The sequence below is a fragment of the Puia dinghuensis genome (assembly GCF_014642875.1).
Classification (GTDB): Bacteria; Bacteroidota; Bacteroidia; order Chitinophagales; family Chitinophagaceae; genus Puia; species Puia dinghuensis.
This window is the reverse complement of sequence record NZ_BMJC01000001.1, coordinates 1879548-1893312: the sequence shown is the minus strand read 5'-3', so window position 1 is coordinate 1893312 and position 13765 is coordinate 1879548. Positions and strand designations below refer to the sequence as shown.

16 protein-coding genes are annotated in these 13765 nt (G+C 41.7%); 14 read left to right on the top strand and 2 right to left on the bottom strand.

Features of this window, described 5'->3' with window-relative positions:
- The first annotated feature begins 63 nt into the window (after positions 1-63).
- From IEY39_RS07615 to IEY39_RS07585, 7 genes are all read left to right on the top strand, one after another.
- Positions 64-615, top strand: coding sequence for a DUF4240 domain-containing protein (locus IEY39_RS07615; protein WP_188930070.1), 552 nt, complete (start codon positions 64-66; stop codon positions 613-615).
- 470 nt (positions 616-1085) lie between these two features.
- On the top strand, positions 1086-2375 hold the full coding sequence (locus IEY39_RS07610) for a DUF4942 domain-containing protein (RefSeq protein WP_188930068.1): 1290 nt from the start codon (positions 1086-1088) through the stop codon (positions 2373-2375).
- A gap of 67 nt (positions 2376-2442) precedes the next feature.
- Complete coding sequence (locus IEY39_RS07605) at positions 2443-2814, top strand: hypothetical protein (protein WP_188930067.1); 372 nt, start codon at positions 2443-2445, stop codon at positions 2812-2814.
- Positions 2815-2865: 51 nt separating this feature from the next.
- The gene (locus tag IEY39_RS07600; protein WP_188930066.1) at positions 2866-3249 is read left to right on the top strand and encodes a hypothetical protein; all 384 of its coding nucleotides are present in this window, start codon (positions 2866-2868) and stop codon (positions 3247-3249) included.
- A gap of 346 nt (positions 3250-3595) precedes the next feature.
- Positions 3596-3904, top strand: coding sequence for a J domain-containing protein (locus tag IEY39_RS07595; RefSeq protein ID WP_188930065.1), 309 nt, complete (start codon positions 3596-3598; stop codon positions 3902-3904).
- 67 nt (positions 3905-3971) lie between these two features.
- Complete coding sequence (locus IEY39_RS07590; RefSeq protein ID WP_229688814.1) at positions 3972-4790, top strand: DNA N-6-adenine-methyltransferase; 819 nt, start codon at positions 3972-3974, stop codon at positions 4788-4790.
- A 403-nt stretch (positions 4791-5193) separates the two neighbouring features.
- Positions 5194-5721 (top strand): hypothetical protein, encoded by a 528-nt coding sequence (locus tag IEY39_RS07585; protein WP_188930064.1) that lies wholly within the window; start codon positions 5194-5196, stop codon positions 5719-5721.
- A gap of 125 nt (positions 5722-5846) precedes the next feature.
- Here IEY39_RS07585 and IEY39_RS07580 read toward each other — a convergent pair whose 3' ends face one another.
- Together IEY39_RS07580 and IEY39_RS07575 are read right to left on the bottom strand one after the other, a co-directional pair.
- On the bottom strand, positions 5847-6623 hold the full coding sequence (locus IEY39_RS07580; protein WP_188930063.1) for a hypothetical protein: 777 nt from the start codon (positions 6621-6623) through the stop codon (positions 5847-5849).
- 21 nt (positions 6624-6644) lie between these two features.
- Entirely contained in the window at positions 6645-7136 is a 492-nt protein-coding gene (locus tag IEY39_RS07575) for a hypothetical protein (RefSeq protein ID WP_188930062.1), read from the bottom strand.
- A 230-nt stretch (positions 7137-7366) separates the two neighbouring features.
- On the opposite strand from IEY39_RS07575, the gene IEY39_RS07570 reads away from it, so the two are divergent.
- From IEY39_RS07570 to IEY39_RS07545, 7 genes are all read left to right on the top strand, one after another.
- Complete coding sequence (locus tag IEY39_RS07570; protein ID WP_188930061.1) at positions 7367-8641, top strand: WG repeat-containing protein; 1275 nt, start codon at positions 7367-7369, stop codon at positions 8639-8641.
- Between the two features lie 1369 nt (positions 8642-10010).
- Positions 10011-10481 carry a hypothetical protein gene (locus IEY39_RS07565; RefSeq protein ID WP_188930059.1) on the top strand — a complete coding sequence of 157 codons (471 nt, stop codon included), beginning with the start codon at positions 10011-10013 and terminating at the stop codon, positions 10479-10481.
- A 288-nt stretch (positions 10482-10769) separates the two neighbouring features.
- The gene (locus IEY39_RS07560; RefSeq protein ID WP_188930057.1) at positions 10770-11339 is read left to right on the top strand and encodes a hypothetical protein; all 570 of its coding nucleotides are present in this window, start codon (positions 10770-10772) and stop codon (positions 11337-11339) included.
- A 353-nt stretch (positions 11340-11692) separates the two neighbouring features.
- The gene (gene tnpA / locus IEY39_RS30310; protein WP_444544440.1) at positions 11693-11854 is read left to right on the top strand and encodes an IS66 family insertion sequence element accessory protein TnpA; all 162 of its coding nucleotides are present in this window, start codon (positions 11693-11695) and stop codon (positions 11852-11854) included.
- A gap of 92 nt (positions 11855-11946) precedes the next feature.
- Positions 11947-12330 carry a hypothetical protein gene (locus IEY39_RS07555; protein WP_188930055.1) on the top strand — a complete coding sequence of 128 codons (384 nt, stop codon included), beginning with the start codon at positions 11947-11949 and terminating at the stop codon, positions 12328-12330.
- A gap of 40 nt (positions 12331-12370) precedes the next feature.
- Positions 12371-12883 (top strand): HNH endonuclease, encoded by a 513-nt coding sequence (locus tag IEY39_RS30205; RefSeq protein ID WP_188930053.1) that lies wholly within the window; start codon positions 12371-12373, stop codon positions 12881-12883.
- A 126-nt stretch (positions 12884-13009) separates the two neighbouring features.
- Positions 13010-13471: a hypothetical protein gene (locus IEY39_RS07545; protein ID WP_188930051.1), complete on the top strand. Its 462-nt coding sequence runs from the start codon at positions 13010-13012 to the stop codon at positions 13469-13471.
- The last annotated feature ends 294 nt before the right edge of the window (positions 13472-13765 follow it).

The following is a 13765-nucleotide window of genomic DNA, read 5'->3' as shown; positions in this document are numbered from 1 at the left end:
GCGGCGTGACGTGCAACGGTTACAAAAATAAACATCCTTAACAATTGTAAAATGACACACAGCATGACAAATGAAAAGAACAGTTTTGAACCCATGGACGAAGAAAAATATTGGCAGATAATCGATCAATCGCTCAAAGAGGGACCTTATCAGTCCTACCAGGAACAGTACTTGATACACAAGCTCCGAAAACTATCAATAGTAGAGATAGTTAAATTCGAATTAAGAACAGACGAATTGATGCACAATTCCCGCACCAACCAGTTGTGGTGTGCGGCTTCCTTGTTAAACGACGGTTGCTCCGACGACGCATTCGATTATTTCCGGTACTGGTTGATATCCAGGGGAAACAAAGTTTACCACGACGCCCTTAAAAACCCGGATTCGCTCATAGAGGAAATCATTCCGAACAAGCAATATTATCGATTTGAAACCTTTGGTTATATGGCCTACAAGGTCTTTACAGAAAAGACTGGAGGGAATTTGTGCGATTATATTCAAGACGACAGGAAACACAACAAGCGAACCAACATAGTTTTTACCTGGAGTTATGAAGAACCCGAAACCATGCGAGCTATCTGTCCGAATCTTTTTTACGAACTATGGCGTCGCTAATTCCCTTCCCGAAGGAATGACAATCATCAATGCCCAAATAATTCTCTATAACGCTACTCTCGATTCGATCTGTAGCTGCGATCCCCGATATGGGGATTTTCTATTTTAACATATCGCCTCCCCAACAACCAGCACCATCTGTACACCGGACTAGCACTCCGGCTGGCAGGGGCGCTTTTTTATTTTCCAAATACTTTTATATGTTAAGCAATTATGTCTCCAACTCGACCCCGCTGGATCTTATCGAATCCATGCTGGACGGTCAAATTATTCAAGGAAAAAGAGTTCTTCAGCCAGCTCCTGGCAAAGGCGAAATTATTGACAGTCTATTAAACAGAAACGCCGGCTCCATCTTTTCGGTCGAAGTCAATCAGCGGTGCAGAGAGCAGTTGGCCGCTAAATGCAAAATAATTCACCACGACCTCCTGTACTTACAAGCTGATGAGGTCCTAAACATAGACCTAATTGTGATGAATCCACCCATTCACTGGGAAGGCAAATACATCAGTCATGCTTTTTCGATAGCCCCGCCGGGCTGTCTGATTATATCGTTGTGCGATTACAACGCCTTTAAAGAAGACAAAAGAAGATACAATGACAATGCCCAGGAATTGATACATGACTATGGCAGCCTCGAACACCTGGGAGAAGGAATACGGGATTCCAACAGGGCCTTGCGGCAGGAAATAGGCCTGGTGAAATTGCGAAAACCCGGCGCCGGCTATGAAACTGAATTTGAGGGGTTCTTTCTATTCGAGGAGGAAGAAAGGCAGGAGAACGGCATCCTCCCCTATAATCTCGTCCGTGATTTGGTAAACCGGTATGTCAAGGCTATCCAAATCTATGATCAACAGCTCGAAGCAGGACTTCGATTAGAAGAAACGATAGCCGGCTTTTTCGAAACCAAACACGCGATTCGTGTTCAGGCGGTAGGGTATCCTTCCAAACGGGCTGAGTTTAAAAAGGATCTCCAAAAATCCGCGTGGGCTTTCATTTTCCAGAAGTTGGACTTGGAAAAGATCGCGACCAAGGGCCTGAAGGAGGATATCTACAAATTCATCGAGCACCAGGCGCATATACCTTTTACCATGCGCAACATTTACCGTATGCTGCAAATTGTCGCCGGCACCACCACCCAACGAATGGATAAAGCTTTGTTGGAAGTCTTCGACAAAATAACCCGACACCATGCGGAAAACCGATACGGCGTGGAAGGGTGGCACACCAACAGCCATTACCTCGTTAACAAAAAATTTATTCTTCCCTACCTCTGCAAACAGGACATTCGTTATGCCAGGAATACAGACGCCATAGAAATCAACTACACAGGGAATTGGGATTTTATCGAAGATTTGGTAAAAGCCCTTTGCTATATCAGCGGAGATGAATACGAAAAATTTGGGACACTCCGGTCGTGGATCAGCCATCCTTACAAGACTATCACCACTGACCAGGTATACTTCCACACCAGCAGAGAATCTTTCAACGGGCAACTGGCCCGGGAAAAGCAATTGTATGAGGCAGGTATCGCCTTTACAACTCTGAATCATCAACCGATCTACGGGGAATGGTTCGAATGGGCCTATTTCCGGGTGAAAGCCTATAAAAAGGGGTCCATGCATTTCGAATTTAAAGATGAAAATATCTGGGTCGAATTCAACAAGCGTATTGCCCGCCTAAAGGGTTTTCCCCTCTACGAGCCCAAAAAAGAATCCTCTTCTCCCAAAGGTAAAAAGGGAGTTTCAAAAGCAAACTACTAGAGCAACCACCTCCGTCGAAACACCCTTTTTCTGTCCATCCTCATTTGTAACCAAAAATAGAATGAATATGTATTATCCAACAAGAACCGTTGAAAGTTTCAACCTTTCCAAGAACGACTATATGTCTCTCGGGCCGACTCCGGCGAGTGAGCCCTGTGTTCAAATCGGCGAGGATATCAGTCTAAGTATAGCCGAATGCAAGATCTACATGGATCAATTGCTGAGGCGCCTTGGAAATCCTCCCGACGGATGCAATTTCTTCCTGTTAAAGAATTACCACGATTTCGGAACCTACTACGAGGCCGCCGTCTGCTACGATCCGGAAAACGAGCAAGCACTCGACTACGCCCTCAAGGCCGAAGCCGGAGACGACCGTTGGGATGAATTAGCTCGTCAGCAGATCATCGAAAAAGGCATCGTAAAAGCCAAACGCGCTTAAAGGGCTACTTCGACATCCCGCATTTACACATTCACTTCAAAAAACACATGCATGAAATCGCTAGGAAACATTGACAATGTACAACGATCCAAATTACTGGCTTCACTGTTACCCGACCAAATCGAAGGGTTTCTAACCCACTTAAAGCAGGAGGCAGAAGAGTTAATAACCAACCAAGAGCTAGCCCGCCAAATTTGGAAGGAAAACTATGTGCTCTCTTTTGGAGAATGGGTACAGATCGCCCAACATCTTTACAACGAGATCACTCGGAAAATAAAGGAAATTACGCTACAACCCAAGGTATTTTCAGAGCTGCTGTTCTGTAATTCGTGCGCCTTTTTCTCAACCCACCATTTGAAGACCTACGCCTCGACCGCAACCTGTTCTGAACCTATGCAGTTAGCCATTAAGCTCCTGTTCACTGAATGGCAATAAGGGCTTCTAATTTTTTCTTCCTACAGAAGAATACGAATCACAACCATTTCCAGGGCATGGGCAATCTACTATGCCTATTCTTTAAAAAATACTAATATGAACGGTTTACCGACAATCCGGGTCGCTGAGAACGCCATACTTCCTGACAATGATCAATGGCATTTTCGATTCGAGATCAAAAGCGAATCATCCGACAAGATGTACGTCGTCTCTCAGAATAAAAAGGGGCGGTTTTGGGGATGTAGCTGCCCCGGATGGAAAGCACATCGGCACTGCAAACATCTGAAAGCGATGGGATTACCCGGAGACAATAAACCTTTTGAAACAAAAGTAATAGGAGAATAAAATGGCAAATCGATTTTTAACCGGTTACAAGACTTACAACACCAAAGACGGCTATGGCAATCCCTCAGAATGGAAAAAGGCCTTTCAACAGCGCATGTCTGTGGACGAAGCCAAAGGAATATTGTCGAGTGGAGAGAAAACTCCCCACGAAATTTTAGGGGTTTCCAAAGATGCTACGACCAAACAGATAAAGACGGCTTACCATAATCTGTTGCATATATGGCATCCCGACAAAAACCCCGATCGGTTGGAGGAGGCTACCACGATGACCCGAAAGATCGTTGCAGCCTACACACTCCTAACTGAATAGTACGACTCGAGGGCGGCCTAGATTGGGTCGCCCTCTTTTTTAGTATAAGACAAATCGAATGTAGGCTATGAAAGAATCAACGAGTGCAGAAGCTTTGCTCTTCGAGGATAATCGACAAATAAAGTCGTTGAAAAAGAAAAAGAAGAAGGGTATGGGATCGCATCAATCAGCTCACATGGAAACCGATATCTGGCTTACGGACCCAAAGATTATCCATGCCAACGGAGTATTTGATTTAGATCCTTGTGCCCCGGCGCACCGACCCTGGGATATGGCCAAAGTGCACTATTGCCTACCCCAGAACGGATTGTTGCTTCCCTGGTTTGGAAGGGTATGGCTAAATCCACCTTATGGCAACCTGATTGGCCGTTGGATGGCCAAAATGGCACTGCACGGCAACGGTATATCACTCATATTCGCCCGGACAGAAACCAGCTTCTTTCAGAATTATGTGTGGCCATATGCGAGCAGTATATTGTTCATAAAAGGACGCTTGCATTTCTATACCGAGGAGGGTATTCGAGCACCCGCAAATGGAGGAGCACCATCGATCCTAATAGCGTATGGCCGGGAAAACGTGGAATCTTTAGGAGACTCAGGTATTAAAGGCCATCATCAATTGGTAAATGCCGCCCGCGTGATCGTAGTAGGAATAAGCCCGACCTGGAAATCCGTTGTCTCCATCGTGATAGACCGGTTGAAGGGTGAGGCCGCCCTCCAGCAAGTGTACGACATCGCCCAACTGACCGCCCCAGATAAATGCGCCAATAACAATCATTGGAAAGAGACAATCCGACGAACCCTGCAGGAAGAATTCCAGCGTATCGCAAAGGGAGTTTATACCCATAAACGGAAACCGATGATCGAGCAATCTTCCATGTTTTAGAATTGCCAAAGCGAATAAGATAAGAAAAACCTACTGCCGGCACTTCGCCAAGAGTGCTAGGCAGCAAATAACAACCATAGCGATATACGCAAAAAAAGCACTGCCATAGCTGCGTTTTTTTTCTTGCCGCCTTGCCAACAAAAAAAGGAGCACCAGCAGAATGATCAAAACAATTTGAAGCCAAACAAATTTCATAGACGTTATAAATAGGATTTAAAACTCAGAATGTTGCTAAGTGCCGGAAACCCGATCTGTTTTTTGGCCGTTATTCTCCATTTCTTGGTTGAAACAAGCAAGGCGGTAATATCGCCTTCCATTTTCCCTATCAGCATTTAATAGAAGTTTTCAATTGAAATTCATCGGGAGGTGGTTCTTCTCCACGCCCCCATAAAAATAACTATCTATGTCTATTTTCGGTAAAAAAATCGAAAACCACCTTGACGTTCTATCCTTTTTTGTTCATTTGCGTTGTGACCTTCGGGTCAACTTTAATCCGGACGAGCGTTTTGATGACTATATAATGTATCGAACCGGAAGGCCAAGTTTCACGCCAGAAGAAAGTATAGCCTATGATAAAGTAATGGAAGATTGCATTATATGGTGTGATAGAAACGACAAGGATATATACGATCTTGCATTAATATCTTTCAAATTCCCCAAATTTCTGAAAAAGTATAAAAAACTCAAGAAGAAAAAAGCAATCAAAGCATTTGTAAAAAAGTTTATCGACAAAAACTATGATACTGATCATATCATCGCCTTGCATACCTATGGAAACTGCTATTGGATAGAGGAGTTCAACGACAATGGACAAATCTTATATCAATGTATCATTGAAAACGCAAACCCTTTTGCAGACAACCTTCGCGATGTCGAAGTGATCCTTTTTGATTGGATGATGAAGAGTGTTTCCAGGCTTCATAAGCTGTAAACGCCGAATATTTGACTCGGCCTTTGTCACATTTTACGGTCAGCTAAGGAATACGGTGCGTTTTTTATTGTGTTCGTGCTAGAGGCCTGCTATTATCAGGCATACGGAAAAAGGTTGGGCAGTAGTCATTTCTGCAGTACGTACCCATTTTCGAACTCAATTTCGCGAAAGTAATCCGGCAAAGTGGCTTTAGTTTTACTGGCTGAGACAATCACGAGTAAGTTATTTTGAAGGACGCCCTTGATCGTCCGATAAACAATTTCTTTTCTTTGAACTTCGATAAATTCAATGCCAATGATATTTGGAATGGCACCTTCCCTTATATTAGCGATTTTGTTTTCTGTTAAATATACATACCTTTTTTCATTGGGATTTAACGAATACTCTACTTTAATTGAAGCAAGCTGAGAAAGGTTTGGTATTTCTCTAAAATTAATAGCGAGTGTGTTGTCTGATCTTAAGGTGAATATCTTTTCAGAGTCTTCTAAGCGGGAATTAAAGTCATAAACGTATCGAACCTTTACGCTTCTTTCATTCAACTCAGAATTTCTGTCCGTTTTGAAACTTATAAGAAACTCCTGGTTGGAGTCTCGCTCGTAAATTACCCTTGTGTCATTCTCTCTAACTTCATATTGGTCCGCAAAAAACAACGTGTCTTTCAACTTTTTCCATCTTCCCGCATAATGATGCCAGGTGAAACAGCTTGTCGCGGGTCTGCTCCAAAACTCAAAAGTCGAATCTGATCGTATTGTGATCTCATTTATTTTATCTGCAAAGATAGTGTCTTTGACACCTGGTATTGTAACATAACTCCGAAAATTGGCACGGTAGACCAAAGGTTTGTCCTGCGCAAACAGGAATTCTCCAGTCAACAAACATATTATAATAGTTGTAATCCTCATATTTAGTTTTCGAAAGCCTTTTTACCTATAAGAAACCTTGTCCAATTCCCCGCCAACAACCGTAAATGAAAGTATTTGGTAACTGTCAACTGGTTTATTGTCAGCAGTTGCTGACTGCCACTTTTGAGGCATATCTTTAACTATTGTCAAGACCTCCAGGGATAGATTCTCCAGTAAGCTTTTGCTGCTTTTATGTAGAAGTTGAAAACTTCCGGCCATTCCGTCACAGTTAACAATAAACCCTATATGAACTCTAAACACGATGTCTTTGGCTCTGCCGTCGGTAACTGGATGATCTATAAAGTACTTTTTCAGCTGATCAATTCCTCCATAAAAAAAGGGGTTAATATCTGGCTTCGCGAGATTTTCTCCGACCAGGGATTTTAAATTCATGTCGTCCACTGCATATACGACTGTCCTACCACATGGACTAAATTGTCTTGATGTATCCACATTTTGCCCCTTCGCATAGGTGGAAAGAGCGAACATGAAGAAGGTGTAAATTATTTTCATACAGCATTAATTCTATAAATATAGGTTAAAATAATTATCGCGAGACCGTCGGGAGGGCTAAAATACACGTCCACGTATTGATGGTGGGTGACCATAGATGTCAACAATTACTTCTTCCCTACATTGGGAACAACAATAGCATTTTTGACATTGGATTTGAAAAAACTAACTTTTTTTGAAATTGCTCGGTTTAGTTAAATTAGCAAATGACTATCATTAACCTTAAATTTATGAATTCCATTATTTCTTTCTGGTTTGCCCCGGCGCAACTAGCGTTGCTTTTCATGATTGGATTTCATGCACATGCGCAGCCAATAAAGGTTGGGGGCTATGGCATTGAGACCGGCGAATTTGTCCCGCAGTTCGATGGTAAATACTTTACTATGCAAAGGAAAGACGGGATCGCCATAATTGATCTTACCGGCAAAATGCTGACTAGTGGGCTAAAGCCTCCCTCGACCGGCATATTTCGCAACTTGAGGATCCAGTTGTACAAGGGGGTATTCTTTGCAAGTAATGGAAACGCTATTGTTCTAAAGAACATCGCCGGCCAAACCTTGGGGACCGGTATATATTCCGACGTGTCACCGTTCGTAACCGGAAATACAGCGGTGAGGGCACAAGGGCAGCCAAGTACCTGGATTGTGGCATATGTAGATACAACCGGGAAGGAAATTGTCCGGTTTGACGTGATGAAATACCTAGCGCTCGCCGATCCTGCAAGCAAACTCAAGGGAACAACGCTTGTAACCTTAAATCAATTCCAGCCTTTCAGCGACGGATTGACCCCGATCAAGTCCCAAGTCACGGGAAAGTATGGGTATATTAATAGGGCTATGCAACTGCCGATACCTGTCACCTTCAAATCCGCATGTACATTTTCTGAGGGGTTAGCCGCCGTCCAGAATACCGATGGGCTTTGGGGGTTTATCGACACAAAAGGAAAGTTGATAATACCGTGCCACTATACTTATTCTCCCGGCAGGTTTGCTTCGGGACTGGCGAAAGTACAAAATCGAGAAGGCAAATATGGGTATATTAACAAAAACGATCAGGTGGTAATAACTCCCCGGTTCGCCTATGCGACCACATTTTATAAGGGCTATGCCCTGGCAAAGGAGGGATATACCACCCAGCCGATTCTAATCGATTCGAACGGCGCTGTCGTGACTACTTTTCTCAAAAATACCTACTATATTGATGATTCGAAGCCAGGAACCGGAATTTCCGGGGGAGATCAGTTGGAAGACCCTTTTTATATCTCTGAAACCTTGCGTGAGCTGGTGGACGAAGGCAAAGGCATATTTCTATTGGACATGCTCAAATATGGCCTAGTTGATAACAAAGGCAATGTCGTGCTTGACTTCAAGTATAAGTATATGTCGGACTTACATGGTGGAAAACTTCTCGGATATATTGACAAGACGAGCACCGCACCTTATCAGATTGGTATACTAGATGATAAAGGAGACTGGCTGGTGCTGTTTGTGGAGTCTGAATTTTAGCCTAATGGACATTTTATCCATAGAAGACGAATCGAGAGCTTCAGGTTTGCATCAACGGTGCGTGTGTTCAGGGCCTTGTAAAAGTGTTAGGAGACACCGTTCCGGACCCATGTCCAGCCCTAGTGCAAAATTAGAATAGGACCTATAGCTGTGGAATCGTCTTGTAGCCTATGAAATACTTCCTGAAATCCAAGTATAAGGTTGTACTCCTTCGCCGCAAATTTTCCAAATTAATCGGAGCTGGTTCAGGATGTGACGATATCGGAACTGATAAGGATCCTGAAGAACAAAGAATTGTAGATTACCTATATTACAGCACTATCCAATTCAGAACCAATGACTGAGCGCCAGAAAGCAATAAGAATTGTTAATGGGATTGACATGTGAATAGGTTGTCTTGCAGCGCGGTATAGATTTTCTTTCTGAATTCACGAAATATTAATACCTTTATTTTATCAGCAATTATCACATTTGTGATTTGCTTTCAAATTTAAGCGCATCACTTCTGGTGCGCTTTTTCATTTTTGAAATTATCTTCAGCAAAGGCTGTTGCTGGATAAACTGGCATTATATGGGGACAAAACCCGTCAGTGTTAATGCAATCTACATTTTTCCAATGACAGCAAATAATCAACGCCCTATTTTGTGAATGGTAGTTGATGATTGACATTTTTCGTATTGAAAATATAGTGTGTCACAATATCCAACTAAACTCCCCCCAGAAAAAAGCAGGACTTTTACGGGCTATTCGGGTACTTATAGGTGGAGTCATTGCATTGAAATTTGCCTGGTACTCTAAACATCGAAATTGACTTTTATCCAAATTGCGCGACTAGCGCACTTTTTGAAAGTAAACTACAACCCTACGAAGAGCATGTTACTTTTTAACAATAGACATACGCGTTTATGTAATCAGCCCATGTATGCAAACAATATATTTTCTATGCTTTTTGGCTTTTGCGGCGCAACATTCCATGCCAAAGAGGTTTACGATTGTCCGGCAATGTGATTCAGCTAATAGTCATTGTCATGTTACCGAAGGAAGAATAATAATCTCTCCTCCTTCAGTGCAGGTATTGGACAATCGATATAAGATTATAGGCAGCGAAATAACAGATACAACTCTCTTTTTCACTTTCGCAAGTGGCACCTTGCAGATTCGTTATGCATCAGTGGAAGAAGTTTGCACCGTAGCCGAAGGCCACACAGAAAAACTATACGAATGCCGGTTAGTAAAAGGCAAAGAGACTAGATGGTTTTCGCTATGGCAAGAACACTAATCCCAATAAAGGGCGCGCTAAGTCTCCAATTTTAAGCATGGGTGTAGGAAAATAAAGTCCACTCCGATCTAAATTTGAATTCTACTGTAATGAACCTTGAACCAATTTTATTTGCCAATAACCTCCAATCAACAACCTACAAAGATGTTGATGGAAGACCACTCCATTATGTTTATACAATAGATATTCTCATTAAGGGCTGTTTTATCGAATACCTCCTGACCCCAGCTGAAGAGTCAAACACAATTAAAACGACTGTCACGGTCATTCTTATTAATGATGAAGCTAGTTTTCGGTTCGTAATATTGGCCACCGAGAAGGCGCTTGATAGTATCCTACTATCTAATGTGATCGTCAATTTAGCGCTGCATATTCAAAGCCTACCGCAACCCGGTGAATCTATGGATCTACATAAAGCATTACTCGATTTCGCACATAATGTGAGCTCTTCGGAAGATGAAAAGACAGAGGCGGATCGGAAGAGCAAATTTGACTTTGATAGGAAGGTCTATGATTATATTCTGTCACTGATTACGACCAAGAAACAGAATTTAGATTAGGTAAAACACCAGAAAAGGAGCTAGTACCATTGGAGCTGAACGTGAATCAAAAGTCTAAATCCGGCCTGTCCTAGAAACGATAAGGCTTCAGCCAATTATTACAGACACGGATTAAATTGTAATAGGTATCATTCGATCGTACAACAAAGTCAGCGGAGTAAATATTTCATCTTACAGTCGATGTCCTTTAGCTCTAAAAATGAATATATTTGCCAACTCTAATAAAAATGCCATTTGAATAACGTAACATACCAAAAGTTTCCCTTTTTACTTTTCATGTCATACGATATGAAGAATGCTCCCCAGGAACTTCCATTTCAGGCAGAGAACAATGAAGCGAAGAATTATCTCAAAGGTGCTGTTGGGTTACATGAGTTTTTTGGGTATACTATAGCAAAGAAGGAATTTAAAAGAGAAGAAAAGCATCTAAACTATCTTATCCCGGATGAACTATGTTTTAAAATTGACGGAGATAGTCATTTTAGGAATAGCAACTTCTCTACTTTTTTAAACTGTTATATCAAACCGAAAACTGGCACTATTCTTTGTAGGGATGGCGGTCAATATTGCTTCATATTGCTGGGAAAACACGAAACTAAGGAACTGAAAAAGACGGAGGGACGTTATATTGCGGCTGCATTATTCATGGAAAATATATTTTTAGGATTTGAGGAAGGTGTAATAACTGAGAAAGGATTACAAGTGTGGCATACTGGTTATTATAGTAATGCAATGGATATTGGAGGATTTTTGTCCTTCGTGATGGTATTCCTGGCATATTTAAACAGCAAAGATAATTTGAGTTTGGTTGGAAAAGACATAAATAATACATCGGAAATAATTTATCTGGTCGACTGATTGGCACAACGAAGGAGTGTATGGTCAGATATTAATTCTTTTATGTAACTTGTCACGCTAAATATTGTCCAATACAATTAAATACACAAAGCCACTATGTTCGTGCTCATAGATGGTCAGCGATCGACTGGATTGATCAAAATTAAAGAACCAGGGCGTTTCATATTGCAGTGTAGCAAACTTCGAACCCACTTCGAAAACGTCAGAGACATTCGTCGCGACCCATAAACCTACCCATTTGAGGGCCGTAAGTATAGCGTAAGCCTCCGGTGAAGTGCCTGTTGCAGCTAGGATACTGCCACATATTTTTACCGGAAAAATATATGGCCAATAACGAGTCGGTATGAGAGGAGATGTTCAAAAAGATAGAAGCCTGGAAGCAGGAAGGGCAGTCCCAGAAAGTATGGTGCATCGAGCATCATATTGCCTATAACGTTTTCCATTACTGGTACGGTCAGTATCGCAAATCTCAGGCTGTCGCGCCAATCAATCTTATTAACAGCTCTATCCGTTAATCCCAAACATTGTTTGGTCATTCTGAAATGTGCTTCTGTCCGGTTTTCTGCTAAGACGACCTGGGAATAGATAATTTTGTTAGAAAGTTTCTATGACTGCCATATTGCTCGAACCAGATAAAGGAACAAAGGCATACGTATATCTATCTGACATTGTTGATTTCTATGACAAAGAAGTAACAATACTTTTGAAAACAGAAAAGTGCTTTGGTGTAACTGATTCCACAGAAACTGTCCAAATTGTTTCTGATGCCTTTTGTCTAAATAAAGACAATCTTGGCATGCAACTCAACGTATTCCCCACACCACTTTTTGGCACTGTGGTGATCACAGGTTGGGATAATGTTCAAAAGAAATCCTGTTCCCTTCCGAGTGACTTTACACTGTCTTCATTTAGCGTTCAGTTTTTTGATAGTGAACAAACAAAACAAAAAAAAGTGGAGCTTTTAAAGGCATACCGGGGAGGTTCCAATTGATGACTAGTTCAGTCTTCAGTATTGCATACAGTATAAACATATGATTGAGGACCGCTGTTATTATTGTGAAAAGGCCATCAAGAAATATAGTTTAGTATATGGTGATAAGAGCGTTCCTTACCTTATTCGGTTCACTAAGGATCATATCATCCCTTTGTCCCTTGGGGGGATCGATCATCCAAAAAACATCGTTTTCTCGTGCTATCTTTGTAATAGATTCAAGGCAGACCTTCTACCAGAGCAATTTTTAGAGGCAGTCAGAGTAAATCGATATACATCTTATTCGAAAAAGACGCGCATTGCTGTAATCGTGAACGTAAAGGCATTGCTCGATCTCATAGGTCCCTTTCGCTCCACCCTATTTCATCCCGGAAAATATATTCCTCAGTTATTGACGCGTGACCTCCAAAATCAAGAAGAAGCGGTATGGATAGGATTTCCTTACGTATCCCCGATTCCGTTCCCCATAAAATATGTTGAGAAAGATTCGCAGTTCAAAATCCTGCTTCCATTCCTATGGGGTAAGCCACGACCAACTACCAATTGGAAATGAGGGGTATCTACATATGACTTTGCTGTTTAAAATTCATCTTAGCGGCAGCTTTGGAAATTCAGATGTATTATCGGCAAGAAATGCATGCCCCGAATAAACAAGTATTATATACTAAACTATGCATATATGAAATGGCGCGATCTGTTGAAAAAGGCGGATCCGGAGCAAAAAAGAGCGCAGTTGTTGTGGGTAATAAGCCTCTGTCAGTTGCTCTTTTTAGTACTCAGTATCGTTGCATTTATTATGGGCCTATTGGGCCACTTCAAGATGGCGTACGATTTGGCAATCGAGGCCGTAATGATGCGTGTATTAAATGATATATTCCAATGGATAATTTCGGAACTATATACTTTCGAGATTCACAGTACAACAGCACAAAAAGCGACATGGATATTATGTATCATAACGGTCTTTTATGTATTGTTTTATAGCCTGGGTGGCCTCGCGTTTTTGGTGTGCTTTTTAGGAAACTACAGAGAGGCTTACTCTCTAGCAATTTATGCCATTGCTATCAATTTTGTCGACAATATATTTATTACTATGCTGAACAAGCTTGGTACTTTCAAAAAAGCCGGTGATGAGAAATAAGTTAACCTGCGAAGATATCGTAAACCTTCGTCCAAGTGCACCTTTTGGTGCGTTGTCTGACAACGTATTTTTGCTACAAAAAGCAATGGAAGTTCTTCAACTGTTCGTCATCGCCATTTTTGGAAGTCAGTCTGAGATCAGTTTCTGACCCTCTTTACTTTTAAAGTAATAGTAACTCATTTTTTAAAAACAATCTGTCCGCAGGGAATTAAGGCAGAATCAATCTGCTTGCCTATGCTAATACTATAAAAAAGGTCTTGTCCTTTTAATACAAATCCTGTTACTACGGCGCCA

Coding starts and splice junctions, on each gene's coding strand:
- IEY39_RS07615 (WP_188930070.1), top strand. CDS start 64: ATGACAAATGAAAAGAACAGTTTTGAACCCATGGACGAAGAAAAATAT.
- IEY39_RS07610 (WP_188930068.1), top strand. CDS start 1,086: ATGAATCCACCCATTCACTGGGAAGGCAAATACATCAGTCATGCTTTT.
- IEY39_RS07605 (WP_188930067.1), top strand. CDS start 2,443: ATGTATTATCCAACAAGAACCGTTGAAAGTTTCAACCTTTCCAAGAAC.
- IEY39_RS07600 (WP_188930066.1), top strand. CDS start 2,866: ATGAAATCGCTAGGAAACATTGACAATGTACAACGATCCAAATTACTG.
- IEY39_RS07595 (WP_188930065.1), top strand. CDS start 3,596: ATGGCAAATCGATTTTTAACCGGTTACAAGACTTACAACACCAAAGAC.
- IEY39_RS07590 (WP_229688814.1), top strand. CDS start 3,972: ATGAAAGAATCAACGAGTGCAGAAGCTTTGCTCTTCGAGGATAATCGA.
- IEY39_RS07585 (WP_188930064.1), top strand. CDS start 5,194: ATGTCTATTTTCGGTAAAAAAATCGAAAACCACCTTGACGTTCTATCC.
- IEY39_RS07580 (WP_188930063.1), bottom strand. CDS start 6,623: ATGAGGATTACAACTATTATAATATGTTTGTTGACTGGAGAATTCCTG.
- IEY39_RS07575 (WP_188930062.1), bottom strand. CDS start 7,136: ATGAAAATAATTTACACCTTCTTCATGTTCGCTCTTTCCACCTATGCG.
- IEY39_RS07570 (WP_188930061.1), top strand. CDS start 7,367: ATGAATTCCATTATTTCTTTCTGGTTTGCCCCGGCGCAACTAGCGTTG.
- IEY39_RS07565 (WP_188930059.1), top strand. CDS start 10,011: ATGAACCTTGAACCAATTTTATTTGCCAATAACCTCCAATCAACAACC.
- IEY39_RS07560 (WP_188930057.1), top strand. CDS start 10,770: ATGAAGAATGCTCCCCAGGAACTTCCATTTCAGGCAGAGAACAATGAA.
- tnpA (WP_444544440.1), top strand. CDS start 11,693: ATGTTCAAAAAGATAGAAGCCTGGAAGCAGGAAGGGCAGTCCCAGAAA.
- IEY39_RS07555 (WP_188930055.1), top strand. CDS start 11,947: ATGACTGCCATATTGCTCGAACCAGATAAAGGAACAAAGGCATACGTA.
- IEY39_RS30205 (WP_188930053.1), top strand. CDS start 12,371: ATGATTGAGGACCGCTGTTATTATTGTGAAAAGGCCATCAAGAAATAT.
- IEY39_RS07545 (WP_188930051.1), top strand. CDS start 13,010: ATGAAATGGCGCGATCTGTTGAAAAAGGCGGATCCGGAGCAAAAAAGA.